This is a genomic window from Afipia dichlorophenoxyacetatis, assembly GCF_055386385.1.
On the sequence record NZ_AP029250.1, the window covers coordinates 4986641 to 5005154 of the forward strand.

Sequence of the window (18514 nt, forward strand, 5' to 3'; positions counted from 1 at the left end):
TCTAGAGCCCGCGCTACTCTTCAGCGACCTAATTTCATGGCATTGCGAACGCGTGACGCAGTTCTCGCGATCGGTCGTTAGCGACCTGTCTCAACAGCCGTCTCTCATCCTAGACCTCGAGCCATGTCCGTCGAACTTGTTCGTCCCGTTGAAGGTCCGCGGGAGAACCTACGAACACCATGTGACCATGGCCAACCACATACGCGCGGTCACTGATCGATGAGGCGAAGCTCGTCTTCTGCTCGACGAGTACGACGGCGGCCCCTTCCCTTCTTATAATGGAGATCAGGTCCATCACCTGCGCCACAACCTTGGGCGCGAGCCCTTCGGTCGGCTCATCGATCAGGATGGCATTCGGATTGCCCACGAGCGATCGACAAATCGTTAGCATCTGTTGCTCGCCGCCCGAAAGAAAACCCGCATTGACGGATTTGCGCTCTAGAAGGCGGGGAAACAGTTTCCATACACGCTCGATGGACCAGAAGCCTTTCCTCCGACTTTCGCCCAGGCGCAAGTTCTCCTCGACCGTAAGACTCGCAAATACCTGACGATCCTCGGGCACGTAGGCGACGCCCGCTTTCGCGATCGAATCCGGGCGCAGGCCGACGAGTTCGCGATCATCAAGCCGGATTGATCCCTGCTTCGGCGTAATGACTCCTGCTATCGCCTTCAATGCGGTGGATCGGCCCGAACCATTTCGGCCGAAGATAGTGACAATTTCGCCCGAGCAAACGTCAAAGCTCATTTCGCGAAGAATCTGCGAACCACCGTAGCCGGCCCAGACGTTGTCGACGCTCAGCTTCATTGCGCATCAATTCCGAGATAAGCGGTCTGGACATCCGCGTTCTTGCGAATCGCCTGGGGCTCCCCGGTCGCAATTACTTGACCGTACACGAGAACCGAGATCCGGTTGCAGAGTGTGAAAACAACCTCCATGTCGTGCTCGACAATCAGCAGAGTTCGCCCGTCCGTCACCCGCTGGATGAGCTCCACCGTATGTTCGGCCTCCTGTCTGGACATGCCGGCCGTCGGTTCATCAAGCAGCAGTAATTGTGGATCCGTTGTCAGAGTCAGCGCAAGTTCGAGCGCGCGCTGCTCGGAATAGGGCAAGTCGCTCGCGTTTGTGTTTCGCCTGTCTTGGAGACGGACCGTCGTCATGAGCTTTTCAACTTCCTCATTGACGTCCGACAGGCGAGACGAAAGGTGCATGGCGTCGAACCGTATGCCCCGTCGGGCAAACACGCCCAGGCGGAGGTTTTCCGCAACCGTCATCCCGGGGAATACGCTCGTGATCTGAAAGGATCTGCCCAGGCCCCGCCGGTTCACATTCGCCGGAGAAAGCCCGAGGATCGATTGCCCGAACAGCAGGATATCCCCAGAGGTGGGTGCGATGGACGCGGAAAGGAGTTCGAACATCGTCGACTTTCCCGCTCCGTTCGGACCGATCAAGGCGTGGCGCTCGCCTTCACATACCTTGAGATCAACCCCGCGAATGATTTCGATCGGACCAAAGGCCTTCTTGAGCTCTGACGTCTGCAACACCGTCTTCGTCATGGCATTGGCCGCGCACTCGCCCAGAATTCACGCATCCTGCGCTCACCCTTGAGGACGATGATCAAGCCGATCGAAGCGGCGACAATACCGAAGATCCATGCTGAAATTGACGTTACGGCAATGGAGAGGCCGAAGATATCCAGCGTCTCTTTCACATTCGACACTTGAAAGAATCGATAAGCGAGTTCGCTGATCAGCGTGGTCCCCGCGAACAACAGCAGCAGCCCACAACCAACGGCCGCGAGCCAAGGTCCCATTTTCGCCCACGGCACCCGGCCAGAGGACAGAGCTGCGATCGCACCGCCGACGCCGATCGGCAGCAGGATGATGACCAGAATGAACAGGATTCCCTGATACAGCAGCCAAATTCGGGTCACGTCGGACAATACAAGTCCGAAAAGGGCTAGTATCGCAGCGCCCAGTGCCGGCCCTAAGAACGTCCCCACCCCGCCAAAGAAACTCTGGATGATGGGCTCGGCGGACGTGTATCCGGAGAAGAGCTCATAGCTGGCGTTCTCAGTGGTAAACGCCAGCAATCCGCCTGCGAGGCCTGCGACCGCGAACGACACTGTCACGATCTGGGTCTTCAAAATTCGCGTGTTGAAGCCGAGGAATTCCAATCGGCGCTCATTGTTGCCGACTGCTGCCGCAATATTCCCGAATGGCGTCAGCTTGAGAAACCAGAGGACCCCCAACCCCAGCAGACACCAGAAAAGGACGACGTAGTAGACTTCGTAAAAATTCCCAAACGATAGTCCAGCCCAAGGCATACGCATGGAGGACAGCCCTGTCTCGCCTCCAAATGCGCTATTCCAGCGCCGCGCGAGTACGCCCAGAAGCTCCGTCATCGCCAGGGTGATCATCGAGAAATATGTTCCGGTGCGGATGGTGGCGAAGAAGCCAACCAGCACCCCGACGACAATTCCGGCTAGAATGCCGGCCACCGGCAGAAGGGGAGTCGGGAAGGACAGCTGCGCATCCTCCAGCAGCCGCATCAGATGCAGAACGCTGAATGCCCCGATGCCGAAAGGCGCCGCCTGTCCAAACGACAGAAGCCGCGCCTGCGACCAGAGGACATTGAAGGCCATCGCATACAGAGCAGCGATGAGCAGCCTGATCGCGTAGTGAACGCCCTTTGGGCTGAGGCAACCCGGCAGTGCGACCAAGGCAACAACGGCGACGAGACCCGCCAGCCAAAGCCAGCCGCGACGTCTGAAGCCGACTGGTGCAACCGACGGTTCATCTCCCACGACCATGCTCATGCCCGATTTCCCAGGAGACCGGCTGGCCGGACGAGTAGAACCACGAGCATCAATACGAACGGTAGAACGCCGGCCATCGTCGACAGCGGCGTGACCAAAAGACCGCCAATCTGCTGGGCAACGGATCGCAGGCCAAACCACGCAAGCCCGTCGGCGATCGTCCAATCAAGGCCGATCGCGAACGTGCTGAAAACGCCGATCAGAAGAGAAGCAACGAGCGCTCCGCTGACGGATCCGAGACCGCCGATCACGACGATCACGAAAACGAGCGTGCCGATGTCGCGTGCCATGGTGGGACTGGTCGTCAGCAAGGCGCCGGCAATTGCACCCGCGATCCCGGCCATCGCCGCGCCGCATGCGAACACGATCATAAAAACCAAAGGCACATTGTGCCCGAGGACTTGCACCATCAGTGGCCGCTGGACGGCCGCACGGACGATGAGCCCGGCACGCGTGTAACGCACCAGGACATAGAGTCCCGAGAACAGCGCTGCGGCCACGATACCGATGAACAGGCGGTAGAACGAATATCCAAAGTTTCCAAGACGGAAAACTTCGAAGTTCAGATCGGCGGGCACGGCATAATTCATCGCAAACTGACCGAACACGATCTTGACGATCTCGTCGAAGACGAAGAGCAGTCCGAAGGTCACGAGCAATTCGTGGGCATGACCTTCGCGATGTACGGGTTGAAGCAGGAAGCGCTCGCAGAGCATTCCAACTATACCGACGATGAGTCCCGCCCCGAACAGGGCCGGAATGAAACCTATCCTCGAGGAAAGGAAGTAGCCCATATAGGCGCCGAGCATGTAGAACGAGCCGTGCGCGAAATTGAGCACCCCCATCATTCCGAAGATGAGGGTCAGGCCTGCCGACACCATGAAGAGCAGCAGGCCATAGATGAGACCGTTCAGAAGCGAGCTGACGACGAACTCCATTCGTCCTCCCGTCAGTCCGGACGCTTCATTTTGCAGGAAGCCTGGACCGGCGCGATCGAATTCTCGCCAGAGACATTTGCCACCGGAAGCAGACCGAATGGAGTTCCTTCGAGCTTCATCGCCGCATTGCGCGAGACTTCCGAGATCGCGATTGGAATGTAAGCCTGATGATCTTCCTTGCGCATGCTCATCGGACCATGCGGAGCGTTGTAGTGCACATTCTCCAGCCCAAGGGCGATATCCTTGATGCTGATCTTGCCGTCTTTCGGCGGTGTCGCCTTCAGCGCCTCGCCAAAGAACGCAAGCGTGTATACAACGCGATCCTGCGGTGCATAGGGCCATCCGCCCGTCTTCGCGAGGAAGTCGCGGCCATAAGCCATGCCGGCCTCGCCACCGTTTTCCGGATTAAAGAATTCGATGTTCAGAGTGCCCTCTGCAACGTCGCCGGCGCTGCGGATGTTGCCAGGGAAGTCGAAGAACATTCCGACGAACTTGACCTTGAGCTTGGCTTCCGCGGCCGCCTTCATCAGCAGAAGGACATCATTTCCCCAACTACCGACGATAACCGTATCGGCTCCAGACGCCGCAATTCGCGCGACCACAGGAGAGAAGTCCTGCAGCTTGTTCGGCTCGTGCTGGACGGTATCGACGACTGTCATCCCGCCCTCTTCCGATAGACGACGCGATGCCTCCTCCATCTCGTGACCGAACAGGACGTTCTGGTTCACGATAAACGCCTTCTTGCCGATCGACTTGCCTTTGAAAACTTGGGCGAGCGCACGAACGCGGGACGGAGCATCGGCTGCGAACTTGAAATGGTAGAAGTGACACTTCTCTCCCGTCATGGGGAGCGCTTCCGATCCCGCGTTCAGGAAGATTGCCGGATCGTTCGGGTTTCGCAGATTGTAGCGGCGCACGTCATCCGTGATCTGCCCCGAGATCGCAAACGACACCCCCTGGACGATCACCCGGGCCCCATCGTTCAATGCCGCCGTCACCTTCTCGGAGGCACCCGCCGGCGTTCCTTGGTTGTCGTAGGTCAGAAGCACGATCGGCTTACCGTTGTAACCGCCGGCTTCGTTCAGCTTTTCGATCTCGTACTTCGCGGCAGAGACATAAACGGAGCCGGTCGCGGCGTTGGGGCCCGATAGCATCTCAATAAGGGCAACCTTGAGGGGCTCTTGCGCGAGCGCCGCGGTCGCATTGAGTAACAATGAGGCACTGCCTAGAACAGCATAAATCTTGTTCATACTTACGTCCTCTGTCGGCCGGCTATAATATATGATGTAGGGAGAGACAGATTGTCAATAATATAATATATGATATATGAAATTGCCGCACCGCGCTATCTATCGTCCGGTGCGCGGATGTTGAATAGCCCCAACCCCAGGGACTGATCGACATTGTCGACAGCCGGAGGCTTACCCATCGTGCGGCCAGCCTCTTACATGTGAGGCCTGATGCGAGCCCCTTGGCGAATTGCCGTCGATACCGGCGGAACGTTTACTGACCTTGTGATTGCCGACGCAGATGGGGTGGTAATCCCAGTCAAATCGCCCACCGTTCCAAGCGATCCAGCTGAAGGAGTAATCGGTGCAGTCAGGCTCGCGGCAGAGCGTGTCGGGATGTCATTCGCAGCTCTGCTTCAGGGATGCGAACAGTTTATCCACGGTTCGACGATCGCGACAAACACGTTGCTGGAGGGAAAGGGAGCCAAGGTCGGTCTCATCACGACATTCGGCTTCCGCGACACGCTCGAGATCCGGCGCGGACTTCGCGGTAATCCTTGGGACCATCGCACGCCCTACCCCAGTGTCCTCGTTCCGCGCAGCCGACGTCTGGGCGTCAAAGGTCGCATTTCCACCGACGGCACGATCACGGAATCTCTCGATCGCGACGGCGCGCGGGACGCGATTCTTGCGCTGCGCAAGATGGATGTCGAGGCACTCGCGATCTCTCTCATCAATAGCTTCACCAATCCGGCTCACGAAGACGAAATCGCAGCCATCGCTGCCGAATGCTGGCCCGGCGTCTGGATCTCGCGAGGTGCCGAAATCGCGCCGCTGCTTGGAGAATATGAGCGCACATCGACCGCGGTGGTAGACGCGGCCGTCGCACCACGCATCGTCCCCTATCTGACCGAACTGGCTGAACTCCTCGAGGCGGGCGGCCTTGCGAGCCGCTTGCTGCTGATGCAGAGCAACGGCGGAATGCTGACCGTCGACCAGGTCCGGGCCCGTCCCGTGGCACTCGTCCTGTCCGGTCCCGCCGCTGGCGTCGGCGCACTCAACCTCTTCTCGGCTGCTCACGGCGATGCGCCAGACATGGTGACGATGGAAATCGGCGGCACGAGCTGTGACGTTATTCTAATGCGCGATGGCCGTGTCGAGATGGCCGACCAGATCGAAGTGGCGGACTACCACGTCATGACACCTTCGGTCGACATTCACACAGTCAGCGCAGGCGGCGGCACCATCGCCAAGGTTGATGACGGCGGCCTGCTGGTAACAGGCCCCGAAGGCGCGGGGGCCCGGCCCGGGCCGGCCTGTTATAGCAAGGGCGGAGACCGCCCCACCATCACGGACGCGCAACTGATCCTCGGGCGGCTCAAACCCGGCCCCTATGCGGGCGGCGTCGTGTCTCTTGATCTGGAGAAGGCCAGAAACGCTGTCAGGACTCATCTCTCCGAACGCCTCGGCATGAGCATCGAGGATGCCTCGATCGGGATGTTGGAAATCATGGAGCAGCACCTCCTCCACGCAGTCGAGAAGATCAGCACCGAACGAGGCCACGATCCCGCCCGCTTCATGCTGGTCGCGGTCGGGGGCGCCGGCCCGATGCATGGGGCATCGGTTGGGCGCAAGCTTGGCTGTCGCGGCGTCTACATTCCACGCATCGCCGGTGTGTTTTGCGCACTCGGAATGCTCAACTCTGACGTTCGCCATGACTTCTCTCGGTCGACGTCGACCCGTCTGGTGGCAGGATCGCTCGCCACCTTGGACGCGATCTTCGAGGAGCTCGAGTCGACGGGCCGCTCGGTGCTACGCGAGGAAGGCTTCGGCCCCGATGAGCAGGACTTGCGCCGAGAACTCGACTTGCGTCATCCCGGGCAGCAATGGCCTCTTTCGATCGAGTTGCCGAAAGATGCGAGCGACAGTGCGGCCCGCACCATCTTCGAGAATGCGTATGAACGCCTCTATGGTCACCGCCAGCCCGATTCCATCGTCGAAATTGTCAACATTCGCGTCGTCGCGATCGGTAAGGCGCCGCGCCTCCCGATCCTCAGACACGCGCCGAGCAAAGAACCCCTGCCGGCCGCCAAAAGGCGTCCCGTCTTGCTGCGGCGCCATTCACCGCCGGAGCAGATTGAAGTCTTCTCAGGCCCCGATCTTCGCATCGGTCATACGATCGAGGGGCCTGCCCTGATCGAAGAAGCCACGACCACGATCCTCATCGACCATGGTGACCGTCTCAGGGTCGACGACGCCAATAACTTCGTGATTGAATTTGCGGATAAGGCACCAAACGCATGACGATCGATGCCATTCAACTCACGCTGATCCAGAAACAACTCGACCACATTTCTCAGCAGATGGGCTGGGTGATGATGCGGACCGCACGAAGCGCCATCTTCAGCGTCAGCCACGACTTCTCCTGCTTTCTTGGCGACCGGAACGGTCGGGTCATCGCACAGGCAGACGGTATTCCGATTCATACCGGCGGCGGTGGCTACGCAATACGAGCTGTGATCGAACGTTACGGCGAGACGATTGCCCCCGACGACGTTTATATTCTCAACGATCCCTACGTTGCGGGCGGCAATCATCTTCCCGACTATACGATCATCCGTCCCGTTTTCTTCGAAGGGACCCGCATCGGATTCGTATGCAACCGCGGTCACCAGTCGGATATCGGCGGCGGTGCAGCAGGAACCTACAATCCCAAGGCGACCGAAATATTCCACGAGGGATTGCGCATTCCCGTCATGAGGCTGGTCGACCGCGGCCACGTCAACGACGACCTCTGGAGGCTCCTCCTTCTGAACACTCGCTGCCCGGAACTTATGGACGGCGATCTCAAGGCGATGATCGGCTCAACTCGCATTGGCGCCGAGCGTCTCGCCGGCATCGCTTCCAATCTTGGAGTCACGCGCTGCCGTGAATATTTCGATGCGGCGCTCGATTATGGCGAAAGGCGGATGCGGGCAGCGATTGCGACTCTGCCGGCTGGAAACTATTCCGCGGAAGACGTCAGCGACAATGACTGCTTCGAAACACGGGATGTCGCCGTCCGGTTGGTGCTCTCGGTGAAGTCTGACGGACTTGTATTCGACTTTACCGGGACCGATCCGCAGATATTGGGATTCAAGAACAGCTCGTATCAGAATACTTGCTCTGCGGTCTATCTCGCGTTGTCCACGTTCTTCGACTACGAGATACCCCGCAACGAGGGGACATACAGGTCCGTCGAGATCATCGCTCCTAAGGGTACAGTGGTGAACGCGCTTCCGCCGGCTCCTATGACGATGTGCACGGTATTCCCCGCACAGGACATCATCAATGCGTGTTGGCGGGCGCTTGCGCTGGCTGATCCAAATCGCGGGTGCGGGAGTTGGGGCAAGAACGTCAATGCATCGACGTCCGCGCCGGGAGAAAATGGCGAGCCGTTCATTCTCTACCACTGGAATGGCTCTCCCGCGGCAGGCGCCGTCTGCGAGCGCGACGGCTTCAACACCATGGGCCAGATGACGACACTCGGCGGCACCATGCTGCCAAACGTCGAGAGCTGGGAACGCCTCTTTCCTGTTCAGATCGACAAGGTCGAATTCCGCCGCGATGGTGGCGGCCCAGGCACGCGACGCGGCGGCACTGGCGTAGACTATGTCGTCAACGTCAAGATTCCGGCCGAGCATTCCTTCCGGGGCGAAGGCGCCCGTAAACCAACTGGCCTTGGCGTTGCAGGGGGCGCCGACGGTGCCGCCGGCAGCCTCATGGTTAAACTCGGCGACGCGGGCTTCCTATCGCCGCCTCAATACGACGTACAACGGCTTCCGCCGTTGACATTGCGGATTTCGTCGCCTGGCGGCGGTGGTTTTGGTCCGGCTTGGGAACGCGATCCCGAGAGCGTGTTGCGTGATGTGCAGGATGACGTCGTCAGCCTGGAGGCGGCACGGGACATCTATCGCGTTGTCATCGACGCCGAGACGATGTTGCTGGATCAGAAGGCGACACATGCACTTCGTGAAAATCGCCAGCGGTCAATTTAACAGCCGTGTAACCGCCTAAGCGATTCAAGCCGTGCGGCGAGAGGCGGCGTGACCGTACGCCGCAACGATGTCGGCGGCGAGCAATCCATACTTCGCCTGAAGATAGGGCGTCGACCCACCTTCAGCGAAGGTGTCTTTCACACCCACGCGCGCGAAGCCGACTGACACGCCGGCCTCGAGCAGGATCTCGGCAATCGCCGAGCCCAGTCCACCGATCGTCGAATGATTTTCCGCGGTCACGATGACGTTTCCCGGCTTGCAGTGGCGCAAGACAAACCGGGCATCGAGGGGCTTTAGCCGCGTGACGGCGACGACCGCGACGCTGCGATCCTGTTGCGCGAGCAACAACGACGCCTTGAGTGCTTCGTCGACAAGAATGCCGCTCGCAAAAATGGTGCCATCGCTGCCGTCACGCAGCAACTCGCCCGGCTCATCGGTCGGGATGGGTCGCGACGTCAGATTGGTGACGACGTCGTCCGGCCGCTTCAGGCGAAGATAAACCGGGCCATCGACGGCCAGAGCTGCTGCGACGGCGCCCGCGAGCTGTTCCGGCCCGGCCGGCTCGATGATCGTCATGTTCGGCAACGCCCTGAGCATCGCGACGTCGTCGATGGCCTGATGCGAAACGCCGAGCATCGTCGTGAGGCCCGGCAGGAAGCCGGCGATCTTCACCGGCAAACGGGGATAGGCGATCTGATTAGCGATCTGGTCGAAGCACCGCCGCGAAACGAACACACCGAATGAATGAACGAAGGGAATGTCGCCGCAACGGGCCATGCCCGCGGCCATGCCGATCATGTTCGCTTCTGCAATGCCAGCATCGAAGAAGCGATCGGGAAGCCGATCGCGGAACAGATCCGTTTCGGTCGAGCCCGGCAGGTCGGCACACAGGCATACGATTCGCGGATCATCGATAGCAGCACCGACCAGCGCCTCACCATAAAGACGCGGGACCGGAGCTATGCCGCGGGTGATGAAGTCGCTTACGGTGAGGTCTGCCCCGCGGCTATTGGTGTTCGTCATAAGGAGGCTTCGCCGAGTTCAATAAGCGCCTGCCGTGCCGTTTCCGGCGGCAGCTTGAGATTGTGCGACATGATGCCTTCCAGGTTGGCTACGCCTTTGCCAACCAGCGTTCTCGCGACGATACAGGTTGGTCGCTCTCGCGGCTCCCGCGCCACATCGTAGGCAGAGAGCAGGGCCGAGATGTCGTGACCATCGACGTCAACCACATGGAAGCCGAAGCTTTCCCATTTCGCCACAACAGGCTCCATCTTGACGACACCATCGATGTGACCTCCGACCTGCATGGCGTTCCAGTCGATCGTCACGCACAGATTGGAAAGGCCGTGGCTGCCCGCGGCGAGAGCCGCTTCCCACACTTGCCCTTCCTGAAGCTCTCCGTCACCGATCAAGACGTGAACGCGGCTCGACCGGCGATGGCGTCGATTGGCAAGCGCCATTCCGACACCAACGGACAGCCCCTGTCCCAACGAACCGCAGGTGGCCTCGATGACCGGGCCAAGCCGTTCGGACGCATTGATCTCGAATGCGGAGCCGTCGTGGCAATAAGATGCAAGGCCCTCCTCCGGCAGGCAGCCCCGCTCGACCAGCGTGCCGTAGAATATCGCCGTGTTGTGCGCCGTCGACAGCAGGAAGCGGTCGCGGTCCGGCCATCGCGGATCCGCCGGATCGATTCGCAGCTCGGAGAAATACAGGATCGCGAAGAGGTCGGCGGCACCAAGTCCCTGCTGGACGTAGCCCTGCCCGGAGGGTGCGACCAGAGAGATGACGCGCCGACGCAGACGCCGCGCGATCGCCGCCAATTCGGCAACATCGCGCGTGCGCGGCGCTGGCTGCCGATCGCTGCCGGTTGCTGGTGTCATAGATCAGGCCGTCTTGCGCATGGCCCGAAACGCGCCGTCGGTCGCTTCGAGGACATCGTCGATGTCGGTCTCGGTGTGGGCAGCTGACAGAAACATGTTGTGCCAGGGATGCATATAGACTCCGCGCTTCATCGCCTCGGCTACGAAGCGATTACCCAGCGCGAAGTCCGCATCGCCATCAAATAGGATCTGCGGCATTTGCGCCGGACCGGTCTGCCGCAGCGAAAAGCCGTACATCTGCGACTGGACCGTCAGTCCATCGCGCAGCCGCTGCCCCATCGCGGCCATTTTGGCGATCGCATTCGTGGTCGACAACTTGCGGATGGTGGCGACCGCTGCTGCCATGGCGACTGCTCCGCACCAAAATGAGCCTGTGAGGTAGACGCGGGCGGCTGCTTGCCGATAGCGGTCCACCCCTGCAACAACTGCAAGCGCGTGACCATTGGCAACCGCCTTACTCCACGCACTGAGATCGGGGCGAACACCAAGCGGCTCCCAGCTTCCGCCGAGGTCGATGCGGAAACCGGCGCGGACGTCATCGAGAATGAGTGCGGCGCCTGCGGCATCGCAAATCCTTCGAGCGGTCCTGGCGAAGATTGGATCGGGTAGTTCCTGGTCTTTCCGGGTGTCGTGCTTGAACGCCGTCACCAGGATTGCCGCAAGATCTTTGCCAGCTTCGTCAGCGGCCCGCTCGAGACTTCCCGCATCATTATAGTCGAAGTAGGCGATGTGAGCGCGGTCCTCCATGGTGACGCCCTCCAGCGAGGGCGAGCACCAAGGGACGGCGCCGTGGTACGAGCCCCGCGCTACCAGGATCTTGCGCTTTCCCGATAACGCTCTCGCGATAGTTACGCAGGACGTAGTTGCGTCCGTTCCGTTCTTGGCGAACATAGCCCAATCGGCATGAGGCACTGTCGCTACGAAAAGCTCCGCCAACTCGACCTGGATTTCCGACGGCCCGGTCATGACGTCGCCGAGCCGGCGTTGCACAGCAGTCGCTGCTTCGACGTCCTCATCGCCGTAGCCGAGAATGATAGGCCCATAGGCGCACATTAGATCGATGTAGCTGCGACCATCGACGTCGGTCAGACGGCAACCACGAGCGCTGCGAAAATACTGCGGATAGCCTGCGGGTAGCCTCGCCACGTTCATGTGGCCCCACATTCCGCCCGGAACGACGCGCTCGGCGCGTCGGCGTAGAACTTCGTCGGCGCTTTCGAGACCGCGCGAATTGCCTTCCATCGAAATTCCACCCAGGGTCGTACCATCAACACCAAGATAATATATCATATATTATAGAGGGTCAATATTGCGATCTGCGACGGCCTGGTTTTCTGTCTCTCACCGGCACTCGAATCATCGGAAAAGCATGTGACACAGCAGGGAAATGACGGCTTCGCGGAAATCGGGCGAGATAATCTTACCGCGAGGGTCTACAGCGAACTCCGCTTGTCATTGATGGAGGGTCGTTTTCGGCCGGGTCACCGATTTAAGATTTCCGAACTCGCGAAATCATTGGGCGTTTCTGAAACTCCAGTCCGAGAAGCATTGATGCAGCTCGTAAGGGAGAGAGCGCTGACCATGAAGGCGGCGCGCTCGGTCGAAGTCGCACGACTGACGGCCGACCAGTACGAGGAACTGCGTGCCATTCGCCTGTTGCTCGAAGGGGCGGCTGCCGAAAGCGCCGCTACGCGGATGAGCGCGGACGAGATCGCAGAACTGAAAACTCTCAACGAACAGCTCTACGCGGCTGAACGGAACGAACAGTGGAGCGAAGCGGTTCGAGTGAATTGGAAGTTTCACTACACCCTCTATCGAGCTGCAGAGAAGCCGGAGCTGCTGGCGTTGATTGAAACCATATGGCTGCGAAACGGCCCGGTTTTGAGCATGGCCTACCCTCATGCGCCGCCGACCTATCCCGGCCCGCACCAACACCTCAATGTCATCGCGGGCCTCGAAGCCCGCGACCCCGCGCGAGTAAAAAAGGCGATTCAGGACGATCTCATTGAAGGCGGCACCAACCTCCTGCGCCACCTCCGCGAGATCGAAGCTGGCACTGCCTCTGCGGGCTGAGTGCGGCTGAGACTCGTACGCCTCCTTGAAATTCAAGACCGCGGGTGGATCCTTTCGACGCGATTGGCATGCCCATGATGATGCGGATGTGTCGCGGCCGGATTGATCTGCCCGTCGGCATGCACGCGCAGGTGTTCGGCTTCGGGCAGCAGAGCTGCGACTGAAAGGCGTTCGACGGCTTCGGTGTCGATATCCGAGCCGAGATTTTCAGACGGTTTCCGTCGTCCCGTACACAACGCCGCCGCCCTGCAGACCGTTTGCGAACACGGCGGACGCTCCCGTCCAATGCCCTGCGTACCGTCGGGGACGATTCTACTGGCGAGCGCGATACATCCGTTACCGGTCACTGCGGGTCCCGTCGCCTGTGTCTTGATCGCTTTAGGATCCAGCCTGCGCAACTTGCGATCTGATATATAATATATAATATGCGTTCGATGATCTAAACTGGTTTTGGGAAGGCTGCCTATGATTTTCGCGGGGCTGGCCGACGATGTCACTGGCGGCATGGAACTGGCCGCCGTTCTGGCTGGTCAAGGGGTCGATTGTAGCTTCGTCACCAATCCCGACCGCGTTCAGTCGGGTCGCGAAGCCGTCGTTATCGCCCAGAAGACGCGTACTTGCGCGCCCCAGGACGCCTTGCGAATGACGGAAAGCGGTCTTCGCGCGGCGATGCGCGCGAACGCCGCGCAAATCTTCTTCAAATATTGCGCCACCTTCGACTCGACCGCGAAAGGAAATATCGGGCCCTGCGCCGACCTCATTGCGCGCGAGCTCGGCGTCGATTTTACCTTATTCGTGCCCTCGTTTCCGGAAGCAGAGCGCTACGTCTTCCAAGGTCATCTTTTTGTCCAAGACCGGCTCGTCTCGGAATCGCCGAAACGCTTCGACCCGTTGACGCCGATGACCGATCCCAATCTCGTCCGCGTTCTGCAGGCCCAAACCGCTGTTGCGATCGGCCATCTGCCACTCCAGATTTTGCATCGCGGGCCGGCTGCTGCCAGAGCCCATGTCAATGCGCTCCGCCATGACGGTGTCGGCTACGCAATTGCTGACGCCATCTCGAATGACGATCTGGCCGCACTTGCCGAACTGACGGCGGAGTGGCGCTTCATGACCGGGAATTCGACAATCGCCGGCTTTTATCCGCCGATATGGCAGCGCCAAGGCCTGATCCCGCTCGATCGCGAACCGCCGAGCCTGCCTCCGATCGATGGGCCGGCGGTTGTTCTCGCGGGAAGCTGCGCGGACCGCACGCTGGAGCAGCTTGTCGCCTTCGAGCATCACCGTCCCGTTATTAGAATCGATCCTTTCGAAGCCGCGCAGCGCGACCTTGTCCCCGAACTTTTCGCGCAGGTCCAGGCACGATTGGCCGACGGGCCGGTGGCGATCGCCAGTTCGGCTCTTCCGGCCGACGTCAAAAACGTCCAGGACAAGTTGGGCATTGCTGGAGCGGCCGCGACTATCGAAGATCTTCTCGGGCGTCTGGCGTCGCAACTTCGCCGCGCCGGCGTGCGTCGTTTTCTCGTCGCAGGGGGTGAAACATCCGGTGCCATTCTCGACCATCTTGGCGTCGAGTCGATGCAGGTCGGACGCTATGAGGCGGCCGGCGTCGGACGCGCGGTGAGCGAACAGGAAAACCCGATTGCACTGTGCCTCAAGTCGGGCAAGCTCGGTCCCGTCGATATGTTCCTGCCCACGCTCGAGGCCATGCGGGGTCGAAGCTGACCAGGCCTCCGGACCACGACTCGACTTTCTTTATCCGCACGCCTTCACGTGCATCCCTCGTGTGAGGGACTTCGAAGCGGCGATAATTGGAGCATGATGAATGATAACCTCCCCCCTTCGCGACGAGATCGTGACGACCTATCGACGCCTCGCCGCGGCGAATCTGTTGCAGTTGAGTTCAGGCAATATCAGCGCGAGGCACGGTGACAACATTCTGATCACGCCGACTGGGGCTAATGCCGACCTGCATGCGGACGACCTCGTGCTGATCGGCTTTGACGGCCGAGCAACGGGTCCCGGCGTTCCCTCGAGCGAATGGGCCATGCACGCGGAGATTTATCTGCAGCGCCCGGATGCCAAGGCCGTGGTGCACACCCACGGCGACGCATGCACTGCTCTTTCTTGCCACCGGCGTCCGCTGCCGCCTTTCCACTATATGATCGCGTCTTTCGGTGGCAGCGATGTCCCATGCACGCCTTACGCTCCTTTCGGTTCGCGCGAGCTTGCGCAGCACGCCGGACAAGCGCTCAAGGAGCGTAGCGCCTGCCTGTTGGCAAATCACGGCATGATCTGCTTGGGATCAAGCGTAGAGGCCGCGGCAAAAACGGCGCTCAAGCTCGAGATGTTGGCGCGTCAATATATTCTAACTACGCAGATCGGACCGCCCATCATGCTCACAGCGGACGAACTCGCAGAAGTCTCGCGTCGCTACCAATACTATGGCGCAACTTATATCCCCGAGAGCGAGCGCAAACCGTAACCCGAGCCGTTAGCTCAGACGAAGCAGATGGAGGAGTGAAATCCGCGCTCTTGCTAATTTGCAGATGCCAAGGGGCGTGCTGTCCTTTTTCGAATGTCCGCTTTGGGTCAAAAGCAGACGTTTAACTCATAAGCTTTTGCCGGAAAATCACTGCCTGAGATACCAAGCCTTGATATGCCACCGCTTGAGGGCGCTTGCCCCCTAATGTCCGAGGCTGAATACGCGTCGGCTTTCAAGCGCACAACTGATAAGCTTTTGCATCATTGCTTATCAGTCTGCGGACTGACTCCATTTCGCGAATTTGTTTATTAGTCTGCTGACTGACTCCATTTTGTTATTTGCCTATCAGTTAGCGAACTAACTCCATTTTCAGAGCTTGCTTGTCGGTCGGCCACTGACTTCTATCTTTTCCTCATCAGCTAGATGACTGACACCATTTCGAATATTTCGCATCAGCGACGTTCACTGCCCACTTGAGATGTGGGGCCAATGTCCGCTTTGGGCCAAAAGCGGTCATTCCGGTGAAGTCTGATTTAACCAAGAAGCGAGCCATGGTTGGAAGCGGACATCAATAGCAAGTTGGGCGCCGTTGTCCCGCCGTAGCAAGGCATGAGGTCCATTAGGACACGCTCGCCTTTCCTCGCCCGAGGCACTCACAGAAACCCTTCCTACGCGGCGTCGCCGGTCTCAATCAGGCGTAGGCGGCTTCTTCTTTCTTCAAACGCTCTTGCAGGAATTCTCTTCCGGACTGGTTTAGTCCGTTCGAAGAGAGTAAAAATTTATAATGGCCGATGACCTTCTCGTATCCCTGAATGAGAAAGTCCAAGATGTGATTCACCATGCGTCACCTCATCGTTGAGCTGACGGAGGCACCGGAACGGCTCGGGCATCCGGAATGCCATAGGTAAAGTTTCAGCCTGGAGGTTCTGAAGCGTGGCTCTCTCTTCGGAAAGCGTCTCTCTACCAAAAGCCGCTCTGTCTCAGTAAGTTGGGTCTCAAGCAAGCGGCGGTAGCGGCGGATATTGTTAACCGTTGACGGATATGGGCGAGTTTGTCGTCAATCATCATCACCCTAGACGGTCGTTAGGTCCTTCATCTGTTTGGTTTCGGGCGCCGCCCGATCGCGAAAATAGTAAAATGAGTTTTCGCGATCAAGGGACTCGCTTGTCGCATTTTCAGTGTGCTCTCCCCTTGGCCTCATCCTGGCAAAGATTTGCCGAGGGCAAAACCACGTTGGCAGCGCGCAAAGCTCAACCAAAAAAAATTCTGTTTACCCTTGAAACTTTTTTTGGGTCTCCCGATTTTTTTGCCGTCGCCGGAAGGCGATCTGGGTGCCTCGATCAGGGCCCAGCAATGAGACGGACGCCGGCGGGTGGCCGGCGCCGCTCGTACCCAACTTGCTCTAAGGAGGATTTGGCTATGAGGTATGATTGGAGCCCTCTGTGGCGGTCGACGATCGGGTTTGACCGACTGTTTGATGTCTTCGACGAGGTCCAGCGGACCACGGAAGACAATTACCCCCATTACAATATCGAACGTCTGGACGAGAACCGCTTCCAGATTTCGGTGGCACTGGCTGGCTTCAGCCCAGATGAGATCTCGCTCACCGTCGAGCAGAACGTGCTGACCCTCGAAGGTCGCAAGGCCGAAAAGGACGGTGATAAAATCTACCTCTTCCGCGGCATTTCAACTCGCCCGTTCAAGCGCCAGTTCACGCTTGCCGACCACGTCGAGGTGAAGTCGGCTCGCTTTGAGGACGGGCTTCTTGTAATCGAACTGGCCCGCGAAGTGCCGGAAGCGATGAAGCCACGGCAGATTGCCATCAATAGCGTCCTGCCAAAGTCGCCCGAACAGATCGAGGCGAAGGCGGCTTAATATAGCGGGCTGCCGTCACGCTGCGGCAGCCTCTTAAACTCGGTTAGACACTCATTCGTCAACAATGGAGGCACCCATGCGGCAGACGACCGCACATGCTGGACTTCGCCCAGACCACAACATCTTTGACTTCAATGCCCTCCTGCATCCGGACAAGGTCTTTCGCCATCCGAGAGACGTGGTGAATTGCACCGATCTCACCCTTGGCGAGAAGCGCGCCATATTGGCATCCTGGGCATCTGACGCGGTAGCGGTGGCATCGTGTCCCGGCTTGCGGGCACCTTCTGGCTTAAGCGCCCCCGTTACAATCGGCGAAATCCTGAAAGCACTCCGTGACTTGGACGGCGGCCCCCCGCTTCCGCCAGGTGGCAAGGCCCAGCGTATCGGCTCAACGTCACGGGCAATGGCAGCGTGAGGGAGGCAGTGATGAATCTTCCACAGCATGTCGTCGACAATCTTGAACGGCGGTGGGCTGCCAAACTCGAACAGGATGTTGAGACATGGAAGAAGCGGAAGCCGCCCCGGTGTAGGCAACAGGAATGCCGAATAGATCGCCCTAACGCCACGCTCCAGACCGAGCGCGCTCGATTGCGCTCAGTCGAACATCGGACAGGAGCCGGCCACCGGCTCGCTTTCCAACCGATGTTGAGAGCAGCTCGTTTCTGAGAGGTCCGGTCCATGAAGCATGTGACTAGCCGAACCTGGATGCCCGACGATATTCGCCGACTTCAAGAGATGTCTAAAAGTGGCATCTCCGCGGCGCGCGCCGCTGTGGTACTGCGCCGCTCGATCTCCTGCGTTAAAGCTAAGGCAAAAAGCTTAGGCTCCCCGTTTCCTGATGAGCGTCTTTTGAAGCGAGAACGTCGATCTCGAGAACGACAGGCATCAGGATTTTACGAGCCGACGTGAGGCGAACGCCATGGGAGGAGGAACGGTCGGGCATGATGACGGCGGAGCCGTTGATATCTGTTCGCCTCGATCCCCAAGCACCTTTTTCGTCGAAACGTTTATGAAATGGATCTCCGCGCAGGCCGGGCAATTGACCACCCGGTGGGTTTTGTCAGCTTCCGGCCCGGCCTCATCGTCAAAACGCTGTTGGACGTTGAGACCAGTGTTCGGGCAACGGTAAAGAAAGCTCGACATATCAGACTTTATGCACAAAGAGACCGACTAAGCAG

Annotated in this window: 17 protein-coding genes; 7 read left to right on the forward strand and 10 right to left on the reverse strand. The window is 59.2% G+C overall.

From position 1 onward, the window contains the following. Positions 1 to 109: 109 nt before the first annotated feature. The 5 genes from ACZ5C3_RS23300 to ACZ5C3_RS23320 are packed head-to-tail and all read right to left on the reverse strand — an operon-like array spanning position 110 to position 5004. A complete protein-coding gene (locus ACZ5C3_RS23300; protein ID WP_464033418.1) occupies positions 110 to 805 on the reverse strand; it encodes an ABC transporter ATP-binding protein in 696 nt (231 codons plus the stop codon). Then, positions 802 to 1554, reverse strand: a complete 753-nt coding sequence (locus tag ACZ5C3_RS23305; RefSeq protein WP_464033420.1) for an ABC transporter ATP-binding protein — start codon at positions 1552 to 1554, stop codon at positions 802 to 804. The genes ACZ5C3_RS23300 and ACZ5C3_RS23305 overlap by 4 nt, the downstream gene beginning before the upstream one ends. Continuing rightward, positions 1551 to 2816, reverse strand: a complete 1266-nt coding sequence (locus tag ACZ5C3_RS23310; protein ID WP_464033421.1) for a branched-chain amino acid ABC transporter permease — start codon at positions 2814 to 2816, stop codon at positions 1551 to 1553. Before ACZ5C3_RS23310 ends, ACZ5C3_RS23305 begins: the two co-directional genes overlap by 4 nt. Beyond that, a complete protein-coding gene (locus ACZ5C3_RS23315) occupies positions 2813 to 3754 on the reverse strand; it encodes a branched-chain amino acid ABC transporter permease (RefSeq protein WP_464033423.1) in 942 nt (313 codons plus the stop codon). Before ACZ5C3_RS23315 ends, ACZ5C3_RS23310 begins: the two co-directional genes overlap by 4 nt. 11 nt (positions 3755 to 3765) lie before the next feature. Further along, a complete protein-coding gene (locus tag ACZ5C3_RS23320; RefSeq protein ID WP_464033425.1) occupies positions 3766 to 5004 on the reverse strand; it encodes an ABC transporter substrate-binding protein in 1239 nt (412 codons plus the stop codon). 210 nt (positions 5005 to 5214) lie between these two features. Here ACZ5C3_RS23320 and ACZ5C3_RS23325 point away from each other — a divergent pair, with 210 nt between their 5' ends. Both ACZ5C3_RS23325 and ACZ5C3_RS23330 read left to right on the forward strand, forming a co-directional pair. Continuing rightward, positions 5215 to 7287: a hydantoinase/oxoprolinase family protein gene (locus tag ACZ5C3_RS23325; protein ID WP_464033427.1), complete on the forward strand. Its 2073-nt coding sequence runs from the start codon at positions 5215 to 5217 to the stop codon at positions 7285 to 7287. After that, positions 7284 to 9020 carry a hydantoinase B/oxoprolinase family protein gene (locus ACZ5C3_RS23330; RefSeq protein ID WP_464033429.1) on the forward strand — a complete coding sequence of 579 codons (1737 nt, stop codon included), beginning with the start codon at positions 7284 to 7286 and terminating at the stop codon, positions 9018 to 9020. The genes ACZ5C3_RS23325 and ACZ5C3_RS23330 overlap by 4 nt, the downstream gene beginning before the upstream one ends. 24 nt (positions 9021 to 9044) lie before the next feature. On the opposite strand, the gene ACZ5C3_RS23335 is transcribed toward ACZ5C3_RS23330, so the two are convergent. From ACZ5C3_RS23335 to ACZ5C3_RS23345, 3 genes are read right to left on the reverse strand one after another with little or no spacing between them, the layout of a single operon-like run. Continuing rightward, a complete protein-coding gene (locus tag ACZ5C3_RS23335; protein ID WP_464033430.1) occupies positions 9045 to 10043 on the reverse strand; it encodes a transketolase family protein in 999 nt (332 codons plus the stop codon). Then, positions 10040 to 10903: a transketolase gene (locus ACZ5C3_RS23340; protein ID WP_464033432.1), complete on the reverse strand. Its 864-nt coding sequence runs from the start codon at positions 10901 to 10903 to the stop codon at positions 10040 to 10042. Before ACZ5C3_RS23340 ends, ACZ5C3_RS23335 begins: the two co-directional genes overlap by 4 nt. Before the next feature lie 3 nt (positions 10904 to 10906). Next, positions 10907 to 12145: an aminotransferase class III-fold pyridoxal phosphate-dependent enzyme gene (locus ACZ5C3_RS23345; RefSeq protein ID WP_464033433.1), complete on the reverse strand. Its 1239-nt coding sequence runs from the start codon at positions 12143 to 12145 to the stop codon at positions 10907 to 10909. A gap of 129 nt (positions 12146 to 12274) precedes the next feature. On the opposite strand from ACZ5C3_RS23345, the gene ACZ5C3_RS23350 reads away from it, so the two are divergent. After that, positions 12275 to 12976 (forward strand): GntR family transcriptional regulator, encoded by a 702-nt coding sequence (locus tag ACZ5C3_RS23350; RefSeq protein ID WP_464033435.1) that lies wholly within the window; start codon positions 12275 to 12277, stop codon positions 12974 to 12976. A gap of 32 nt (positions 12977 to 13008) precedes the next feature. Here the strand turns inward: ACZ5C3_RS23350 and ACZ5C3_RS23355 are convergent, their stop codons facing one another. Further along, positions 13009 to 13374, reverse strand: a complete 366-nt coding sequence (locus ACZ5C3_RS23355) for a hypothetical protein (RefSeq protein ID WP_464033436.1) — start codon at positions 13372 to 13374, stop codon at positions 13009 to 13011. 67 nt (positions 13375 to 13441) lie between these two features. On the opposite strand from ACZ5C3_RS23355, the gene otnK reads away from it, so the two are divergent. Together otnK and ACZ5C3_RS23365 are read left to right on the forward strand one after the other, a co-directional pair. Next, a complete protein-coding gene (gene otnK, locus ACZ5C3_RS23360) occupies positions 13442 to 14701 on the forward strand; it encodes a 3-oxo-tetronate kinase (RefSeq protein ID WP_464033438.1) in 1260 nt (419 codons plus the stop codon). 100 nt (positions 14702 to 14801) lie between these two features. Continuing rightward, positions 14802 to 15461 carry a class II aldolase/adducin family protein gene (locus tag ACZ5C3_RS23365; RefSeq protein WP_464044309.1) on the forward strand — a complete coding sequence of 220 codons (660 nt, stop codon included), beginning with the start codon at positions 14802 to 14804 and terminating at the stop codon, positions 15459 to 15461. Between the two features lie 691 nt (positions 15462 to 16152). On the opposite strand, the gene ACZ5C3_RS23370 is transcribed toward ACZ5C3_RS23365, so the two are convergent. Then, the gene (locus ACZ5C3_RS23370) at positions 16153 to 16302 is read right to left on the reverse strand and encodes a hypothetical protein (protein ID WP_464033441.1); all 150 of its coding nucleotides are present in this window, start codon (positions 16300 to 16302) and stop codon (positions 16153 to 16155) included. A 578-nt stretch (positions 16303 to 16880) separates the two neighbouring features. On the opposite strand from ACZ5C3_RS23370, the gene ACZ5C3_RS23375 reads away from it, so the two are divergent. Together ACZ5C3_RS23375 and ACZ5C3_RS23380 are read left to right on the forward strand one after the other, a co-directional pair. After that, entirely contained in the window at positions 16881 to 17336 is a 456-nt protein-coding gene (locus ACZ5C3_RS23375) for an Hsp20 family protein (RefSeq protein ID WP_464038412.1), read from the forward strand. 76 nt (positions 17337 to 17412) lie between these two features. Beyond that, positions 17413 to 17751 carry a hypothetical protein gene (locus ACZ5C3_RS23380; protein WP_464033443.1) on the forward strand — a complete coding sequence of 113 codons (339 nt, stop codon included), beginning with the start codon at positions 17413 to 17415 and terminating at the stop codon, positions 17749 to 17751. Positions 17752 to 18514: the final 763 nt, after the last annotated feature.

What these genes read in the sequence shown, in the direction of transcription:
- ACZ5C3_RS23370 (WP_464033441.1), bottom strand. Translation starts at nt 16,302, where the DNA reads ATGGTGAATCACATCTTGGACTTTCTCATTCAGGGATACGAGAAGGTC.
- ACZ5C3_RS23300 (WP_464033418.1), bottom strand. Translation starts at nt 805, where the DNA reads ATGAAGCTGAGCGTCGACAACGTCTGGGCCGGCTACGGTGGTTCGCAG.
- ACZ5C3_RS23345 (WP_464033433.1), bottom strand. Translation starts at nt 12,145, where the DNA reads ATGGAAGGCAATTCGCGCGGTCTCGAAAGCGCCGACGAAGTTCTACGC.
- ACZ5C3_RS23320 (WP_464033425.1), bottom strand. Translation starts at nt 5,004, where the DNA reads ATGAACAAGATTTATGCTGTTCTAGGCAGTGCCTCATTGTTACTCAAT.
- ACZ5C3_RS23330 (WP_464033429.1), top strand. Translation starts at nt 7,284, where the DNA reads ATGACGATCGATGCCATTCAACTCACGCTGATCCAGAAACAACTCGAC.
- ACZ5C3_RS23335 (WP_464033430.1), bottom strand. Translation starts at nt 10,043, where the DNA reads ATGACGAACACCAATAGCCGCGGGGCAGACCTCACCGTAAGCGACTTC.
- ACZ5C3_RS23365 (WP_464044309.1), top strand. Translation starts at nt 14,802, where the DNA reads ATGATAACCTCCCCCCTTCGCGACGAGATCGTGACGACCTATCGACGC.
- otnK (WP_464033438.1), top strand. Translation starts at nt 13,442, where the DNA reads ATGATTTTCGCGGGGCTGGCCGACGATGTCACTGGCGGCATGGAACTG.
- ACZ5C3_RS23340 (WP_464033432.1), bottom strand. Translation starts at nt 10,903, where the DNA reads ATGACACCAGCAACCGGCAGCGATCGGCAGCCAGCGCCGCGCACGCGC.
- ACZ5C3_RS23305 (WP_464033420.1), bottom strand. Translation starts at nt 1,554, where the DNA reads ATGACGAAGACGGTGTTGCAGACGTCAGAGCTCAAGAAGGCCTTTGGT.
- ACZ5C3_RS23315 (WP_464033423.1), bottom strand. Translation starts at nt 3,754, where the DNA reads ATGGAGTTCGTCGTCAGCTCGCTTCTGAACGGTCTCATCTATGGCCTG.
- ACZ5C3_RS23375 (WP_464038412.1), top strand. Translation starts at nt 16,881, where the DNA reads ATGAGGTATGATTGGAGCCCTCTGTGGCGGTCGACGATCGGGTTTGAC.
- ACZ5C3_RS23310 (WP_464033421.1), bottom strand. Translation starts at nt 2,816, where the DNA reads ATGAGCATGGTCGTGGGAGATGAACCGTCGGTTGCACCAGTCGGCTTC.
- ACZ5C3_RS23380 (WP_464033443.1), top strand. Translation starts at nt 17,413, where the DNA reads ATGCGGCAGACGACCGCACATGCTGGACTTCGCCCAGACCACAACATC.
- ACZ5C3_RS23325 (WP_464033427.1), top strand. Translation starts at nt 5,215, where the DNA reads ATGCGAGCCCCTTGGCGAATTGCCGTCGATACCGGCGGAACGTTTACT.